This window comes from Nocardia asiatica NBRC 100129, from assembly GCF_000308415.1.
Taxonomy (GTDB): Bacteria; Actinomycetota; Actinomycetes; order Mycobacteriales; family Mycobacteriaceae; genus Nocardia; species Nocardia asiatica.
In genome coordinates, this window is the sequence record NZ_BAFS01000470.1 from 1 (window position 1) to 16,476 (window position 16,476).

Consider the following 16,476-nt stretch of genomic DNA (forward strand, 5'->3'; position numbering starts at 1 on the left):
ACCATCGTGTTGACGGTGTTCTTCAGCTCGAGGATCTCGCCGCGGGCGTCCACGTCGATCTTCTGGGACAAGTCGCCCCGCGCCACGGCTGTCGCGACCTGGGCGATGTCGCGCACCTGGCTGGTCAAGTTGCCCGCCATCGCGTTGACCGAGTCGGTGAGATCCTTCCAGGTACCGGAAACGCCCGGCACCTCGGCTTGACCGCCCAGCCGCCCGTCCGTGCCGACCTCGCGCGCGACCCGGGTGACCTCCGAGGTGAACAGCGACAGCTGGTCCACCATGCCGTTGAACACCGTCGCGATCTCGCCGAGCAGCCCGTCGGCGTCCGTCGGTAGCCGAGTGCCGAAATCACCGTCGCGAACGGCCGTCAGCCCGGCCAGCAACTGGCGCAACTCGACCTGGTCCGCGGCCGTGACAGCCTGCTCCGACGCGGTGCGGACAGAGGCCGCCGTATCCGTCATGCTCATCCTCGTTCTGCCCCACCGTATCGGAGGCGACTCCGCGCACGGCGGGTCGCCGACCAACGGTGCTGTGCTGGCTGCTGAACACGGATGCACCGGCGGCTACGCCTTCGAAAGTATCATCAGCAGACCTATCCCTCAGCATTCGTTGAAGGCTCCAGCAAATCGCGGTGCCGGTGATCATCGCCATCCCCGCGACCGATGGACACCCGTTCTGCCGTCGTCGCCGCTGGTCCCCGGCTCTGCCGGGCGGGCAATGATCGGAGCCGTAACTCTCCGCTTCGCAGCTACGATTTGACCATCGACTGGAGGCCGAAGCGGGGTTCGCGTTCTCCGGGCTCGCGCGAGTCTCGCGGTGCGGGACGACGGGGAATGAGGACGGCCGACATGAATTCGTCGACGGTCGTCGCCGCGGCGGTTGCCGCCGGCGCCGGGGCGGAACTGACCGACGCGACCACGCCGCTGGTCACGACTTTCTATGCGGCGCTGGAAGCTCTGATCGACCGCCGCTACCCACACGTCGACCTACGGCCGGTCCAGAGAAGCCCCGACTCGGCCAGGGCACGCGAGTTCCTTGCCCGAGCTCTCACCGACCAAGGCGCCGGCGACGATCCCGAGTTGCTTACGGCGGCAACGTTATTGCTCGAAGCGTTGGGCGCGACCACGGGCATTGTCGGCGTGGCGACAGGTGTCGATCTGCGAGGCGTCGAAGCGGCCGCGCTCCGAATCCGCGAAGTCCGCGCGCGTGGAGCAGGTGTCCGGGTTCGTGAGAGCCGGTTCAGTGGCGACGTCGATATCGGGGATGTGCGTGGCGGGATGGGAGCCGACGCTGTGGCCACGCGTGCCTCCGGCGCGTCGGCCGTCGCACGTCCGCAGGCCGCTGTCGATCTTTCCCACATCCGGGCCAGGGATATCGCCATCTACTATCAGCCGCAGACGATCGTCGCATCGGATTCCGATGTTGTCGTTGTCGGCGAGGTCCCCTCCGCTCCAATGCATTTCGTAGAGCGTACTGTTCTCCAGCAAATGCGGTCGGCGCTCGGGAATCGGCATGCGTCGGTATGCGCGTTGATCGGGATGCCCGGCGCGGGCAAGACTCAGATGGCTGCCGCCTACGCGCGCAGCGTGGTCGCCGCGGGCCGTGGGATCGTCGGCTGGGTGAACGCCGAGAACGATCTGGAGTTCTCCATGGGCATCGCTCGGATAGCCGAGCGACTCGGTGTCGCCGACCCCGGCGGTGACGCCGTCGAATCGGCGCGCAGGCTGCGAGAACATCTGGCCGGCGAGTCCAGGCCCAATCTGCTCGTCTTCGACAACGCCACCTCCCTGGAACGATTGAGCCCCTTCGTGTCGTCCATGGGTTTCCGCCAGGTGATCATCACCAGCAACGATCGTCATTTCGGCGAGATCGGTACAGCCATCGAAGTAGAAGGGTTCACCCGCGCCGAATCCGTGCGATACCTGATCAATCGAACGAAGATCACGGACCGCGCGGGTGCGCACGCTGTCGCCGAGCGGCTCGGCGACCTCCCGCTGGCTTTGACAGCCGCCGCGTCAGCCATCAGAGCCCGTGGGGCCGGCAGCGGTTACCAGCAATATCTTCGAGTTCTGGAGGCTTGGACGGCCCGTGGCAGCGGACGTGGCTACCAGTGGTTTCTGGAGGTCTTGGACAACCGGGCGCTGGGCGCGGCTGTTCCGCGCGGAGAGGGGCAGCCCTATCCCCGCAGCACCGCCGCAGCTCTTCGAATGGCGGTCGATGCCGTCAGCGATTCCACCGGCCTGACCGCTACGCTGCAACGTGTGGTGGCGGTACTCGCACCGCACGGGGTGGGTATGCGCTATTTGTACCGGCTCGGTGACGACTCCGAGGCAGTGGACCGAGCGGTGGACCGGTGCATCCGGGGAACCATCCTGTCCTACTCCATGGACCGCGACGTGCTCACCATGCATCGCCTCACGGCTCGCACGATCCGCGAGCAATATCTCTCCACCGTGGTAGAGCGGGACGCGATAACGGGAACAGCCCTTCGGTTGCTCGAGCCGGATTTGCCTGCGGACTCAGCTGTCTGGGAGCGCCGAGAATCCATCGCCGCCGCCGCCACACACCTCGAAGCACTGTGGGACACGACCGCGGCACACGGCGGCGACCGGGACGTGGTTCATTCGGTACTCGCTGCCCGAGTGACAGCGGCACACCATCTGAGTCACATAGGAATTGACCTCGATGAAGCCATTGCGCTCGGAGAGAGTGCCCTGACCGACTGTGCGGGCATTCTCGGCGGCGATCACCCCGACACACTCGCCGCCGCGAGCGGCCTCGCGCACGCCTACCGGTTGCGCGGAAATCTCCAGAAGGCCATCGAGATTCAAGAGGATGTTCTCGCCGAACGCAAGCGCGTGCTCGGGGCCGCGCATCGCGACACCCTCACCACCGGAAACAACCTCGCCAATGCCTACCGGTCCGCAGGCCGCTTCGATGACGCCATCGCACTGCACGAGGAAGTTCTCCAAGAGTGTGAGCGTGTTTTCGGGTCCGACCATCCCGACACGCTCACCACGAAGAACAATCTCGCGTACGCCTATCGCTCGGCTGGCAACTTGATGGAGGCGATCTTCCTGCACGGCACCGTTCTCAGCGACCGCGCACGAATTCTCGGACCGGACCATCCCGATACGCTCACATCGCGGGGCAACCTCGCCTACGCCCTCGCGTCCGCGGGCCGACTCAGCGAGGCCATCGCCCTCTACCAGAGCGTCCTGTCCGATCGTGCGCGGATTCTCGGATCGGACCATCCCGACACCCTGACGATCCGGGGCAACCTCGCTCACGTGTACGCCGCGGCCCAAAGATTCGACAGAGCCATTTCCCTGTACGAAAGCGTGCTCGCCGACTGTGCGCGAATCTTCGGACCCGACCACCCAGCCACACTCATCGCAAGCGATGACCTCGCCGAAGCATTGCGACAACGAGATACCGGCGGCCGCTTGCGACAGGTCGGGGACAAATTCGCCCGGCGCCCGCTTGCGCCCAGGGACTCGCCCTACCACTACCCGACCGGATCTCGCTATGACACCTCCGATTATCCGGCCTGGGGAGATACCGATTGCTGACCCGTCGGTCTCGTTGCTACGGACCAGCGGTCCGAAGACTCAGAGGAGGGCGGCGACCTTCCTCGCGGTCTCCTTGGCTGATCTGGGATTCTGCCCTGTCACGAGGTTGCCGACGGCTCTTTGACGCACCCTCGTCACGCCCGGCGGCCTTGTGTTCTTCCCTGTCCGTCCAGATGCGCCTTTTCATCCCCACTGGGCCGCCGCATCGAGGACGACCGTGATGGCCTCGACGTAGCGGTGCTGCCGGATGAGCAGCTTGGCCAGGTCGGTTGCGGCCCGCATGCCTGGCAGCGGACGCAGGCGGGCGATGGCCTCCTCCACGCGGCCGTCTTGGGCGAGCAGCCATGCGATGGTGGTCTCGCGGTCGTCGACCTCGTCCGGTGGCAGCGCTTCCACCTCGGCGATGGCCTCCTCGCAGCGCCCCGACTCCCCCATCAGCCACCACCGGTTGGACCGGAGCCACAACGCCTCGTTCTCCGCGAGGTACTCGGGGCTGCGACCTTCAGTGAGTTGCAGGGCCTTGTCGTGGTGGCCCTGTTCGGCGAGCAAAATCATCGTCGGCTGGAGGAGGTTTCCCTCATAGAGGTCGTCGAAGGTGTGCTCCACCGCTTGGACGGCGTCGTCGAACCGGCCCTGCCGAATGAGCAGTTCCAGCAGCTCGTTCTCGTAGCGGCTCGGGTACTCGGTGGTGTCGATGAGGCCGCGATCGCCTCGTCCACCCGCCCGGCCCCGGCCAGCACCTCGGCGTAGTCCCGCCACGCGTCTCGCGTGCCCGTCTCCATGTTCCTGGGCCGGGCCAGCTCCAGCGCCCGCGCGATACGGCCCCACCGCAGCAGGACATCGGCGCCGGCCCGCACCGCGGGCTGCCAGCCGCTGTTCGCGAACGGCTCTATCACCGTCCAGGCCCTCTCGAACTCCCCCGCAGCGCACAACCCGTGCACCGCGCCCTGCGCGCAGAACCAGTCGCCGCGCACCTCAGCCGCCTCCACCAGCGATTCCAAGGCACCATGGTCAAGTATCTCGTCCACGATCTGCGGCGGGACACCGGTGCGGTGGGTCAGCTGCCATTCGAGGTCTTCCACGTTCACAGGGGAACCCTATGCATCCGCGCCGACATCGTGAGCGGCCCAGCTGCCTGGGTGCCAGGCAGCGAGGAGGTAGTCACACGTCATTCACACGCTGCCCGAGGATGCCGAGTCCGTCGCGGCGCAGTAGCGGCAACCCGCCACCACCGCAGACCGAACCGCGTCTGCGGGAGTTCCCGGAGATCGGGCGTGAGGAGCTGTTCCGGTTCTTCACGCTCTCGCCGGCGGATCTGGCGTTCGTCGATCCCGGTCGCGGTCGGGGCCCGGCTGATCGTCTCGGGATCGCGATCGCGTTGTGCACCCTGCCATGGCTGGGATTCGTGCCCGATCGCGTGGTCACCGCCCCCAGGAACTGGCCGAACGCGGCAAATCCGGAGAAGACCGCCAGGGGTTGCTCGATCCGGCCGGGCAGCGCGTCGACGACGAGGTCCTGGCCCACATCAGCCCCGCCCACAGCGCCAACATCAACTTCTTCGGCGCGATCGAAGTCGACATCGAGGGCGAACTCGCCCAGCTCGGCCCGACCGGCTATCGGCCGCTACGGGTGCGCGACACCCTGTTCTGACCCGCTGAGCCCGCGCCCCGTAGGACGGGCGTATCGGTCCTCAGGGGCTCGCGCCGGGCTCCCAAGGTCAGCGATCTCCGGGGCGTTTCAGCCCCGAAGCGTCTGGGTGCTGGCTGTGGTTGCGTGTGGTGGGGGCAGTCGGGCAGCCCGGCGGGGGGGGACCGTCAGGCGCTCGGGCCGTTGTTCGTGTCGACGCTCTCGACGAACCGTTCGACACTGTCGAGTGCGCTCCGTGCCTCCGACAGACGTGGGTATCCCATCTGGAATACATGGAACATTCCCGGCCACAGCTCGAGTTCGCACCGCCCACCTGCCGCGCGCAGTGCCGCGGCATAGTGTTGTGAGTCCGAGGCCAGAACCTCGCTGCCGCCGGCCTGCAACAGCATCGGCGGCAGATCGGGTCCGACCGCAGCGAGGACATCCAGGCGCGGATCGCTGAAGTCGGCGTCCACGAAATAGGTTTGGGTGATCCGTCGACCGGTGTTGGCGGAGATGAACTGGTCCCACACGTGTGTGTTGTGGGCCGCGGCGAGCTGCCAGGTCGGGTCGACGACGCTGGAGAATCCGATCAACGCCGCAGGCTGGTCGACTCCGAGTTCGCGCAGTTGCACACACAAGCCCAGGGCGAGGTGGCCGCCGGCCGAATCGCCCATCACGATGATGTCGCTGGCTGTGTGCCCTTGGTCGATCAGCCACAGGTAGCCGTTGAGGATGTCGTCGTGGGCGGCGGGGAAGCGGTATTTCGGTGCTCGCCGATAGCGCACGGCGTAGGCGGGTCGGCGCAGTCGGCGTGATAGTTCCGACACCAGGCCGCGGTGGGTCCAGGGGCTGCAACTGATGTATCCGCTGCCGTGGATGTAGTAGATGACCCGGGCGCCGGGCTCTGCCTGCTCGCCGACCCATTCTCCGATGGTCCGGCCCCTGGGTCCGGCGGCATCGACTCTCCTGGGTGTCAGTGTCGGAGCGAACCACATCCGACAGGCCACGACTTGGGTGAAGCGGTAGCCGAGCACACCGAGCGGCGTATGCAGCGGCAGGAGCCACAGGGTGGGTCGCACGAAGATTCGCGACGCCCAGATGGTCGCCCACGCGGCCAAGGAGCGCGCCACCGTGGTCACCGGATCATCGCAGCGACCGCTTGCCGGGTGCGCTGTGCCGTATTCGGTCGGCCTGGCGGAGGCGGCGACCGGGTCGGGTGTGTTCATGGGGTTCCTCGAGATCAGGGTGCAGAAGGAGTCCGCCCGCACCGGCGGTGTGCGGGTGCGGGCGGGGAGTCCGGTCGCCGGTGCTGGCAGGGGTTCGAGCCTGGTTACCGGATGGGGACGGTGATGGTGCCGTAGTCCAGGCCGCCGTGGCTGAAGGTCGGCACGACCGGCCACTGTCGCTTCCAGTTCACGCATTCCGAGGACGGGATGATCTGGCGCCACTGCGGATTCCGTGGTGACGGGCTGGCCAGGGTCTTCTCCTTCACCATGGAGTCGTACTGGTCGAGGGAGTCTTCGAGGGTGTTGGCGTTGAGCACGACCTCGCGGCCGTAGAACTGCGCGGTGCGACGCACGCCGGGGATCTTCGACAGTTCGGGTTGCCAGCTGTCGGCGGCCATCCCGTTCTCCGACGACACCCACACTCCGTCGGGGGTGTTGACGACCAGGGAATGGTTGCCGTCGGTGTGGCCGGGAGTCCACAGCAGGCTGACCCCGACCCCGAGTTCGACGTCGCCGTCGAAGATTTCGAGCCGGTCGACGGGTACCCCGTTCATACCGCCGTCGACATACCAGGCCCACTGCATGGGGTGCATGGACTCGAAGGTGCCCAGTTCCCGGCGGTGCACGAGCAGTTTGGCGTTGGGGAACAAGGGCTTGCGCGGTTCGGTCTCGCCGTCGATGTGCTCGCTGCTGCCCACGATCATGCGCGGGTCCTGGACGTGGAGGTGGTCGAAGCTGATGTAGTCCACGTCGTCGTTGGTCAACCCCAGGCGCGGAAGCACCTGATCGGGGTCGTTGTAGTACTTGACGAACAGCGATTCCAGGCCGACGCGGCGGCTGAAGCGCTGCAACTGGCCGTAGAACGGGGCTTCCGCGGACCCGGCGGCCACGGTGGGCTCCCACACCAGGGTCTTGAGTTCGCCGTCGAAGCCCTCGAACTGGATCACGAACATGCGGTTGATGATCGAGATGAAGGGGTTGAGGTTGACCGAGTAGTTCTGGAACGCGTACTGCGCCGGATACGGCGCCGCGGCGATGTCGAAGCTCTTGACCGCTCGCACCTGCCCCTGGCGCAGAAACCGTTCCCGGTAGCTCAGTGCCGCGTCGCGAACGGCGTCGAGCCGCCGGCCCCGGGGCCAGATGTCGTGGACGCCGGAGAACTCCGGGATCGGGCGAACGGCGGCGGATTCGATGGTGGTCATCAGAACTCCTTCGGGTCGGTGGTCTCGGTCAGGGCGCGGCGTTCGTAGCCTGCGCGGGTGTTGGAATCCCGTGTTGCCTCGGCTTGGTTGGGCACCGTGCGGCGCAATACCAGATCGCGGATCGGCTGCGGCAGCACAGCGGTGATGCGGACCAGCAGACCGATCGTGGCCGGGAGGAAGACCTCGAAACGGGGACGGCGCAAGACCTCGACAACGGCGGCAGCGACGTCACCGGGCTGCAACAGCGAGGTCGCGCCGCTGTCGGTGCCGATCGCGAGTTCGGTGTCGACAACGCCGGGCATGATCACCGAGATCTCGACGCCGCTGCCGCGCAACTCCTCGCGCACGCCGGTGAGGTAGCCCAGGACAGCGTGTTTGGTCGCGGCGTAGGTGGATTCTCCGGGCGGGGCCAGTTTGGAGGCGGCCGAGGCGATGGTGACGATGTGACCGCGGCCGCGCTCGCGCATGGGCGGTGCGACCAAGCGCACGCCTCGGATCACGCCGTGCAGGTTCACCGCGAGCATGCGCTCGGTCGCGGTCTCGGGTTCGTTGTCGAAAGGCCCGACCCACATGACACCGGCGTTGTTGACCAACACGTCGAGTGGACCCCACAAGGCGGTGACTTCAGCGAGGAACCGGCGGAAGGACCCGGTGTCGGTCACATCGAGACCGAACGCGTGCACCTGTCCCGGTAGCGCCTGTGCGGTGGCCTCGGCGGCCTGGATGTCGCGGTCGCCGATCACTACCCAGGCACCGGCCTCGGCGAGCTGGCGGGCGATCTCGCGCCCGATGCCCTGCGCGCCGCCGGTGACGGCCACGATGCGCCCGGCCAGTGTTGTTTCCCTCATTGCCTGATGCCTTCCTTGCATCGGTTCGACACAGCGATCGATGTTGGGCAATCGCGATTGTCAGAAATGGCTCGGCTAGTATTGCACTCCGTCGGCAGGAAGGAAAGGCCCCACATGACCCGCCCGGGATCCTCCGGCCCGAAGCCCTCCGGCCGCAAGTACTCCGGTGTCGCTCCGGAGGAGCGAGTGCGTCAGCGCCGCGCGGCCATCCTCGACTCCGCTTTGGAGCAGTACGGCACGACCGGCTACGCGGCCGCGTCGATCAAGCAGATCTGCCGCGGCGCCGGCGTCACCGAGCGCTACTTCTACGAGTCGTTCGCCAATCAGGAGTTCTGCCTGGCGGCCCTCTACGACAACCTGGCCGAGGCGATGCGCGCAGAGACCGTCACCGCACTCGAGCAGGCCGATCCCGATCTCGACGCACTCACCGCAGCCGGACTCGAAGCCTTCATCGGCTACCTGACCAGTGACCCGCGTCGCGCGCGGGTCGTGCTCATCGAGGTCGTCGGGGTTTCACCGGACATGGAACAGCGTCGCCATCGGGTTCTGCGCGATTTCGTCGACACCGTGATGGCCGTCTGGGCGACAGAGAGCCCTCGCTCGCTGACGCGAGGCCAGCGGCTGACCGCGACCGCACTGGTCGGCGGCGTTAACCACCTGCTGGTCGACTGGCTGATGGACGGTTGCCATGACGACCCCGCCGACCTGGTGACCGCGTGCGTGGACCTGTTCGCCGCCGCCCGCGCGCGCTGGAACACCACCGCCTCGTCCTCATAGCCGCCCCTGCGAACCGCCCTGTCTTCTCGGCACGACAGGTGTGATCGACATCGGCGGGATCGGACGATCGGATCCGGTCGACCGATATGGGCGACGAATCGGCGGACCCGCAGGCTGCTGCTGCACTCCTGCGAGATCCGGCGTTGAGAAGTTGCCACAGAGGCCGGCCGCTGCGCCCGGGTGAAGTCCAAAGGCGCCACCCCCCGCACCCGCCGCCGCGAGCCCGCTCACCATGAGCACGTCCTCGAAACCGTGTACTGGGACGCCGGGACCGCCCGGCTGCTGCCCCGGCTCATCCGCGGCCGTACCCACGGCCCGCTGTTCGTGACGCACCGCCGCCCCCGCCCCGGCAAATACCTCACCGACCGCGACATCTGCCCCAACACTGGGCTGGCCCGGCTGTCCTACGACCAGGCCCGCGACCTACTCGACGCCGCCACCGCCCACGACGGGCCCGGAACCGGCGCTGGGACCTACACGAACTCAGACATTCCGGTCTGACGCACCTCGGAGAATCTGGGGGCCAGCATGCCCGAACTCATAGCCAAATCCCGACATCGCAAGCCTGAGAACCTGCGCCGCTACTTTAAACCTTCCCCGCAGGCGATGCGCGATCTCACCGCGTTGCTCGGTCCGGGAGCCGACCGCCGACGCTGACCAGCGGCTACGCCATATCCGTTGATTTTTCGGCGGCTACTACCCGAACCCCCAGATCGAAGGTGCAAGGCCCGGTCACCCCTCGGCTCGCCGAAGTCGGTGCACTGTCTCGGTTCTCGGTCGAGCGACATGACAACCTTCAGGATCAGGGTGGGCTCGTGTGGGCGCAGATCACGTGGTAGGCCCGGGCGGCGTCTTCCGGGAAGACGAGAACGAGCAGGCGGCGGCCGCGCCGGTCAGCCCATCCCACAGTCGATCGAATCCCATTGGTGCGCAATTTCTCACGGATAACCTGCCCCGCATGCTCGCTGGCAACGGTGGCTGCCGGGACAAGCAGGCCGTAGTCTTCGGAGCGCCTGCCACGGCGCCGTCTCATCGGTCGTGTCCCTCGCCGTCGTGGCGCTGCTGGTAGTCGCGGAGAACGGCCAGTTGCCTGCGTTCCTCGTCGTGCTCGGTCTGCACGAGGTGCGCCGCTTCGGCCGCCGGATCCGGGCGCAGGAACGAGCCGGACCCGGGTTTGCCCGCCAACCCCAGTTTGTTCATCTTCTTCGGCACCGCAGCGCCTCGATACTCGAGCGGAACCGGATGGCCGTGGTCGTCGACCGGACCCAACGGCTGGTGCATTTCGATGTATTCGCCGTGTGGCAGGCGCTTGATCACGCCGGTCTCGATCCCGTGGGCGAGTACCGCACGATCGCTGCGCTGCAGGCCCAGGCACATCCGATAGGTCAGGAAGTAGGCGGTCGGGGGAACCAGCAGCACCGCGATGCGGAAGAACCAGGTCGTCGCGTTGAGCGAGATGTCGAACCGCAACGCGATGATGTCGTTGACGCACGCCAGCGTCAGCACCACGTAGAACGACAGGGCCATGGCGCCGATCGATGTGCGCACCGGCACATCTCGCGGACGCTGCAGCAGGTTGTGGTGAGCGGTATCCCGCGACAGCCGCTTCTCGATCCAGGGGTAGACGATCAGCACCGCGAGCACCAACCCCATCGCCAGCGCGACCCAGAAGGCCGCGGGCACGGTGTAGTTGCCGATATACAGCTCCCACGGCGGCATGAGCCTCGCCATACCGTCCGCCCACATCATGTAGAAGTCCGGCTGCGAACCCGCCGAAACCTGAGCGGGGTTGTACGGACCCATGTTCCACACCGGATTTATCTGGAACACCCCACCCATGAACGACACTGTCGCGAGGGTGAACATGAAGAACGCGCTCTGGTCGAGCGAGAACACCGGCACGATCCGGGTGCCGACGACATTGTTCTCGGTACGGGCCGGACCGGGGAACTGAGTGTGCTTCTGGTACCACACTATTCCGATGTGTGCGAGGACCAGCGCCAGCATGATCGCCGGGAACAGCAGCACATGGGTGATGTACAGGCGGGGAATGATGATGTCCCCGGGGAAATCGCCGCCGAACAGCAGCCAGTGCATCCAGGTGCCAACGATCGGGATGGAGATAGTGAAACCCGAGAAAGCCGCGCGCAGACCGGTACCCGAGAGCAGATCGTCGGGCAGTGAGTAGCCGAAGAAGCCTTCGAACAGAGCGAGAATCAGCAGCAGTGCGCCGATCACCCAGGTGATCTCGCGCGGACGGCGGAACGCGCCGGTGAAGAATATCCGGCACATATGGACGATCATCGACGCCACGAAAAGCAACGCGGTCCAATGGTGCAGTTGCCGCACGAAGAGTCCGCCGCGGACTTCGAAGCTGATATCCAGCGTCGACTCGTAGGCCCGGGACATGGTCAACCCGCGCAACGGCTGGTATGCGCCGTCGTAGACGACATGGCTCATCGACGGGTCGAAGAACAAGGTCAGATAGACGCCCGACAGCAGCAGGATGATGAAGCTGTACAGCGCGATCTCCCCGAGCAGGAACGACCAATGCGTCGGAAAGACCTTGTTGATCGAGCGCTTGACGAAGGCGGACGCGCGGTAGCGCTGATCCACGGCATCTGCTGCCCCGGCCACGGTGCTCATGATTGGCAAACCTCTCGGTCCTCGACGACGGCTGCCCATAAGACGCCCACGGTCATCGATATCTGACAGGTTGTGATGTGAATCACAATCGCGCGAGTTCTGTGCGTGTACCCCGGCGGAGCCGCTGTCCGATTCAGCCCGCCGTCCAGAGCTGCAACTTCTCCGGATTCCGGATCGCCCAGATGCGAGTGATCCTGCCGTCGGCGATGTCGAAGGCGTAGACCGTGACGATGGTGTCGCCGAGCTGTGCTATCAGGCCGGGCTGGCCGTTCACCGTGCGCTCCACCAGCGTCACCGCGGGGGCGTAGGTGGCGATTTCCAACCAGGTGCGGGCGATCCGCTCGCCGCCGGCGATCGGGTCGAGGAAGGCCGGCGCCAGGCCGCCGCTGTCGGCCGTCGCGATCGCCGCCGGGTCGAGCAGGCCGATCAGGGCCTCGATATCCCCCGTCTCCCAAGCCCTTTTGAAGTCCCGGACCACCTCGGCGCGCTCGGTGCTCGACGGGGCCCGCGAAGTATCGATGCGGCGGCGGGCGCTCGAGGCGAGTTGACGGCAGGCTCCCGGGGTGCGCCCGACGATCTCGGCGACCTCGGCGAAGGAATAGCGGAAGACATCGTGCAGGACGAACGCCACCCGCTCGGCCGGCGTCATGGATTCCAGCACGACGAGAAAGGCCATGCTGATCGACTCGTCGAGGGTGACCCGGTCGGCGGGATCGACGGACCCGAGACCATCGAGCCATTCCGACCGGCCGGGTACCGGCTCCGGAATCCACTCCCCCACATATTTTTCCCGCCTGGCGCGCGCCGAGCCGAGCAGATCGAGGCAGATCCGGCTGGCGACGGTCGTCAACCACGCACCGGGCGCCTGCACCTCTCGCCGTTGCCGATCCGACAGCGCGTACCAGCGCGCGTAGGTCTCCTGCACCACATCCTCGGCCTCGGCCAGGGAGCCGAGCAAACGGTAGGCGAGGTTGATCAGCTGACGACGTTCACTGATCACCGCGGGCAGGTGCGGATCGGTCATGGTCGGCTCCTTCGGTCTGCGCTCCTCACCGGAACCGACGAATCAGCGACCCGAGTTGTGAGGCGGCCTGACATTCCGGACCGCTGTGTCGTCGGTAGATCGTGACACCGTCAGCAGAGCAGGAGCCCGGAGAATTGATCACCATCGGCATCATCCTCGGCAGTACCCGACCCAACCGCAACGGTCCCCAGGTCGCCCAGTGGGTCCTGGACACGGCATCGCAGCGCGGCGACGCCGAGTTCGAGCTCATCGACCTGCGCGATCACCCGCTACCGCATCTGGACGAGCCGATGGCGCCGATGTTCGGCCCGTCGGTCAACGCGCATACCCGCGCCTGGGCCGAGCGGATCGCACCGTTCGACGGCTTCGTGATCGTGACCCCGGAATACAACGGCGGCGCCCCCGCAGTCCTGAAGAACGCCATCGACCATCTCTTCGCGGAGTGGACCGACAAGGCGGTCGGTTTCGTCTCCTACGGCGTGAGCGGCGGCGCCCGCGCCGTTGTGCAGTTGCGGACGGTCTGCGGCACGCTGGGCATGGCCGACGTGGGCTATCAGGTCGCGATCTCGGTGCTCACCGATTTCGAGAACCACACCACCTTCACACCGCGCGATCATCATGTCGCCGCCCTGCACAAGACGCTGGATCAGCTCGTCGCCTGGAGCGGTGCGCTCGCGCCGCTGCGGACCGGCGCCGAAACCGGTCCCGTCAAATCCTGAGGAGCCGATCATGACAATCGACGACTTCCGGTCACACGACGACCGCGTCGCAATGGACGAAATCGAGATCCGCCGGCAAATCGAAAAGGCCGTCGAAGGGCTGCGAGCCAAGGACCTCGAGGCCGTAAAACAGCTGTATACACCCGACGTCGTGTCCTTCGATGTGGAGCCGCCGCTCCAGCATGCCGGAATAGCGGCGAAACTCGAGAACTGGGCGAGAGTGTTCCGGTTCTTCGATACCGTGACCTACGAAGTTCGCGACCTGACGTTCACCGTGGGCCATGATGTCGCATTCGGGCACGGCTTCGCTCGTCTGAGCGGCACACTGCAGAACGGGGCGGCGACCAGCGGTATGTGGGTCCGCGTCACTTACGGCATGCGCAAGATCGACGGCACCTGGTTGATCGCACACGACCAGGTCTCCGTGCCGCTCGACATCCCGAGCGGCAAAGGCGTGGTCGACCTCGAGCCCTGAGGTGGGCAGACGATCGAGGGGACCCGAATCGGATATCCGCTGTGCCGCTGCGAAATTAGGACTTGATCGGTCCTAAGCGGCTTCTACCGTGGGTTCGTGACTGATACGACTGAGCACCCCACTCTGAGCGGCGGCGAGAACTCGGGTGTCGAGACCCTTCCGGTAGATCTCGTCGAGCGGTACCGCCGGGACGGATACGTCCGTATTCCAGGTGTACTCGATGCTGCGGAGGTGAGCGAGTTCCTGGCTGAGGCGCGTGCCCAGCTCGACCGGCAGCCGACGGTCTCCTGGGACGCACCCGAAGGCGGGAACGTGATGGATTGGGTGGCCGAACCGGAGAACGTGAGTGCGCCGATGCGAAGACTCGCACTGCACCCGAAGATCACCGCCATCGCCGAGCATTTGGCCGGTCGGGCGCTGCGCATGTTCAAGACCGAACTTCTCCGCAAGCATTCGCAGGGAAGCGCACCTACCCCACTGCACATCGATGATCCGGCTTTTCCCATCGCGGCAGCCCCGGTCACCCTCACCGCCTGGGTGGCATTGGTCGACGTACCCGTCGAGCGGGGTTGCCTGACTTTCATTCCGGGATCACACCGCTGGCCCGGCGATACGCTTCCCGTGAACGAGGAGCCGTTCGCCCTCCGACCGGAATTGCGCTGGTGGCCGCAAGTCACAGTGCCCTTGCGAGCCGGTGACTGCACCTTCCACCACTCCCGGCTGGTCCACTCGGCAGGCGCCAATCGAACGGACGCGACGCGGATTTCACTGGCGTCGGTATACATGGACGCGGAGGCGGTCTACCGCCCGAATCCGGATTCGTGGTACCAGGACAAGGTGCCGGACCGGGAGCCGGGGCAAATACTCGACGGCGACCGTTATCCGCGCCTGAGCTGAATCCGTCACTCGCGGGGGCGCCGCCACACTGTGGCGGGGCCCCCGTGAGTGCCGCGTGCGGCTCGCAATCTCTCGCATAGAGCAAGCGCGTACCAGTCGCACCTTCGCGAGCCGGTGCGGACAGGCGGACACCGATGCGGCCATGTGAGTTCTTCCCGTGGCGGGAGCCGCGGTCTCAGCGGTGGGGATGCTGTTCGATAGGTGCCGTGGATGCTGTCGAGTTCGCGCGGGTGGTGGCGGAGTTCGGTCCCGGCTGCGCGTTGCTGGTCGAACCTGGCTCGGCGGCGGCGGCGCATGTACCCCCGCGGTGGGCCGCGATCGCCGGTGGCCGAGACTGCCGTGCACGGCGAGCCGCGGCCGTCGCTTTGTGGAATCTCGACCTGTTCGCGGACGTGCTGCCACGATTCGGGGCTGTGCTGGAGGAATGCCTCGACGATGTGCGGGTCTGCCTGTTGCGTGGCGACTGGGTGCTGCTGTACGCGCTGCGAAAGCCGTTCCAGCCGCACGAGTTCCGGATCGGATGGGACCCGGAGACTTTCGGCGCCGACCGGCCGCCGTATTGGGACGCGCTGCCCGAGGCGCTGCGGGTGTTCCTCACCACGGTGCACGCGGGCTTCACCGATCTCGATGGGATCTCCCACGGTCCCACCCGGCCCAGGGACATGCGGACGTATCACGCGCTGCACTTGGAAGAGTCGGTGCGCAATTGGGAGGCGGGCGAGGACATTCCCGGAGACCGGGCGATGCTCCTCGCCAAGGGCTTGGGCGAGACTCGCTATTTCGTCTCCCCCGATCTGCCCGGCGGCGCCATCGGCTGGGAGGCGGACGGCCATCTGGATCGGCCACTGGACTTCGCCCAGACCTTCGACGAACTGATGAGCTACGGCTTCCAGCTCGAACGCGACAGCCCGCCCGACACCGCCGCACCCGCGACACCGCCGACGCCGGAAGAATTGCGGCAGGCGAGCATGTCCGCGCCCAGGGCGGCACGGGCGGTCGTGTGGAACCGCGACCTCACCGAGGACCTCGCGCGCGACCGTATCCGCGACCTCGTCGCCGAGCTACTCGACACGCTGGGCGGTCAGGTTCGCATCCGTCCGCAAGAGGGCCTCGACGGCGAGACGCTACTGCCGTTCGACGACGACGCCGGCAACATCTACCAGGTAGATCGGCTCGAGACCCGCTATTTCCTCGATCCCCCGGCCCCGGACCGCCCGGACATCTATCCGCCTGTGGTCGTCCGCGTCTGGGAGCGGCAGGGCTGGACGGTGACGCTGTCCACCGACGCCGACGGCATCGCCGCCCACGCCCGCACCTCCGACGGCTACGAACTCACCCTCACCCTCCGCGATGACACGTTGCGCCTGGCTGTCGCGTCGCCCGGTTTCCACCGGTCGCACTGATCATCGCGGGCGCCCTGCTCGCTCGCGCTGCGCTGACGTCCATTGTTGCCGAGCAGGC

At 66.5% G+C, this 16,476-nt stretch carries 16 protein-coding genes and 2 pseudogenes; 9 read left to right on the forward strand and 9 right to left on the reverse strand.

The window, feature by feature from the left end:
• On the reverse strand, positions 1-461 hold a 461-nt coding region (locus ON27_RS37490), incomplete at its 3' end, for a HAMP domain-containing protein (protein WP_169334583.1).
• A 387-nt stretch (positions 462-848) separates the two neighbouring features.
• Between ON27_RS37490 and fxsT the strand changes: the two genes are divergently transcribed.
• Positions 849-3,572 carry an FxSxx-COOH system tetratricopeptide repeat protein gene (gene fxsT, locus ON27_RS37505; protein WP_169334584.1) on the forward strand — a complete coding sequence of 908 codons (2,724 nt, stop codon included), beginning with the start codon at positions 849-851 and terminating at the stop codon, positions 3,570-3,572.
• 39 nt (positions 3,573-3,611) lie between these two features.
• Here fxsT and ON27_RS45265 read toward each other — a convergent pair.
• The 3 genes and pseudogenes from ON27_RS45265 to ON27_RS37515 form a co-directional block, all read right to left on the reverse strand.
• Positions 3,612-3,683 (reverse strand): annotated as a pseudogene (locus ON27_RS45265) (type 1 glutamine amidotransferase domain-containing protein); the annotation flags it as partial.
• A 72-nt stretch (positions 3,684-3,755) separates the two neighbouring features.
• On the reverse strand, positions 3,756-4,127 hold the full coding sequence (locus ON27_RS37510; RefSeq protein WP_043738613.1) for a hypothetical protein: 372 nt from the start codon (positions 4,125-4,127) through the stop codon (positions 3,756-3,758).
• Positions 4,124-4,660 (reverse strand): hypothetical protein, encoded by a 537-nt coding sequence (locus ON27_RS37515; RefSeq protein WP_043738614.1) that lies wholly within the window; start codon positions 4,658-4,660, stop codon positions 4,124-4,126. The genes ON27_RS37510 and ON27_RS37515 overlap by 4 nt, the downstream gene beginning before the upstream one ends.
• A gap of 101 nt (positions 4,661-4,761) precedes the next feature.
• On the opposite strand from ON27_RS37515, the pseudogene ON27_RS42235 reads away from it, so the two are divergent.
• Together ON27_RS42235 and ON27_RS37520 are read left to right on the forward strand one after the other, a co-directional pair.
• A pseudogene (locus tag ON27_RS42235) lies at positions 4,762-5,004 on the forward strand (DUF4158 domain-containing protein); the annotation flags it as partial.
• Positions 4,965-5,222: a hypothetical protein gene (locus ON27_RS37520; protein WP_043738616.1), complete on the forward strand. Its 258-nt coding sequence runs from the start codon at positions 4,965-4,967 to the stop codon at positions 5,220-5,222. The pseudogene ON27_RS42235 and the gene ON27_RS37520, both read left to right, overlap by 40 nt.
• A gap of 164 nt (positions 5,223-5,386) precedes the next feature.
• On the opposite strand, the gene ON27_RS37525 is transcribed toward ON27_RS37520, so the two are convergent.
• The 3 genes from ON27_RS37525 to ON27_RS37535 form a co-directional block, all read right to left on the reverse strand.
• Positions 5,387-6,427, reverse strand: a complete 1,041-nt coding sequence (locus ON27_RS37525) for an alpha/beta hydrolase (RefSeq protein WP_083888112.1) — start codon at positions 6,425-6,427, stop codon at positions 5,387-5,389.
• A gap of 104 nt (positions 6,428-6,531) precedes the next feature.
• Positions 6,532-7,629 carry an MBL fold metallo-hydrolase gene (locus ON27_RS37530; RefSeq protein WP_043738618.1) on the reverse strand — a complete coding sequence of 366 codons (1,098 nt, stop codon included), beginning with the start codon at positions 7,627-7,629 and terminating at the stop codon, positions 6,532-6,534.
• On the reverse strand, positions 7,629-8,477 hold the full coding sequence (locus ON27_RS37535) for an SDR family oxidoreductase (RefSeq protein ID WP_051047493.1): 849 nt from the start codon (positions 8,475-8,477) through the stop codon (positions 7,629-7,631). The genes ON27_RS37530 and ON27_RS37535 overlap by 1 nt, the downstream gene beginning before the upstream one ends.
• A gap of 114 nt (positions 8,478-8,591) precedes the next feature.
• Here ON27_RS37535 and ON27_RS37540 point away from each other — a divergent pair, with 114 nt between their 5' ends.
• Entirely contained in the window at positions 8,592-9,254 is a 663-nt protein-coding gene (locus ON27_RS37540; RefSeq protein ID WP_043738622.1) for a TetR/AcrR family transcriptional regulator, read from the forward strand.
• A gap of 180 nt (positions 9,255-9,434) precedes the next feature.
• Positions 9,435-9,755 carry a hypothetical protein gene (locus tag ON27_RS45270; protein WP_051047494.1) on the forward strand — a complete coding sequence of 107 codons (321 nt, stop codon included), beginning with the start codon at positions 9,435-9,437 and terminating at the stop codon, positions 9,753-9,755.
• Positions 9,756-10,283: 528 nt separating this feature from the next.
• On the opposite strand, the gene qcrB is transcribed toward ON27_RS45270, so the two are convergent.
• A complete protein-coding gene (gene qcrB, locus ON27_RS37550) occupies positions 10,284-11,900 on the reverse strand; it encodes a cytochrome bc1 complex cytochrome b subunit (protein WP_043738623.1) in 1,617 nt (538 codons plus the stop codon).
• Between the two features lie 133 nt (positions 11,901-12,033).
• Positions 12,034-12,924, reverse strand: a complete 891-nt coding sequence (gene sigJ / locus ON27_RS37555) for an RNA polymerase sigma factor SigJ (RefSeq protein WP_043738624.1) — start codon at positions 12,922-12,924, stop codon at positions 12,034-12,036.
• Positions 12,925-13,058: 134 nt separating this feature from the next.
• Between sigJ and ON27_RS37560 the strand changes: the two genes are divergently transcribed.
• The 4 genes from ON27_RS37560 to ON27_RS37575 all read left to right on the forward strand — a co-directional run bounded on the left by ON27_RS37560 (position 13,059) and on the right by ON27_RS37575 (position 16,418).
• Positions 13,059-13,643 carry an NADPH-dependent FMN reductase gene (locus ON27_RS37560; protein WP_043738625.1) on the forward strand — a complete coding sequence of 195 codons (585 nt, stop codon included), beginning with the start codon at positions 13,059-13,061 and terminating at the stop codon, positions 13,641-13,643.
• Positions 13,644-13,695: 52 nt separating this feature from the next.
• Positions 13,696-14,118 (forward strand): YybH family protein, encoded by a 423-nt coding sequence (locus ON27_RS37565; RefSeq protein WP_043738626.1) that lies wholly within the window; start codon positions 13,696-13,698, stop codon positions 14,116-14,118.
• A gap of 96 nt (positions 14,119-14,214) precedes the next feature.
• On the forward strand, positions 14,215-15,015 hold the full coding sequence (locus tag ON27_RS37570; RefSeq protein WP_083888108.1) for a phytanoyl-CoA dioxygenase family protein: 801 nt from the start codon (positions 14,215-14,217) through the stop codon (positions 15,013-15,015).
• A gap of 206 nt (positions 15,016-15,221) precedes the next feature.
• Positions 15,222-16,418 (forward strand): hypothetical protein, encoded by a 1,197-nt coding sequence (locus ON27_RS37575; protein ID WP_043738627.1) that lies wholly within the window; start codon positions 15,222-15,224, stop codon positions 16,416-16,418.
• Positions 16,419-16,476 lie beyond the last annotated feature (58 nt).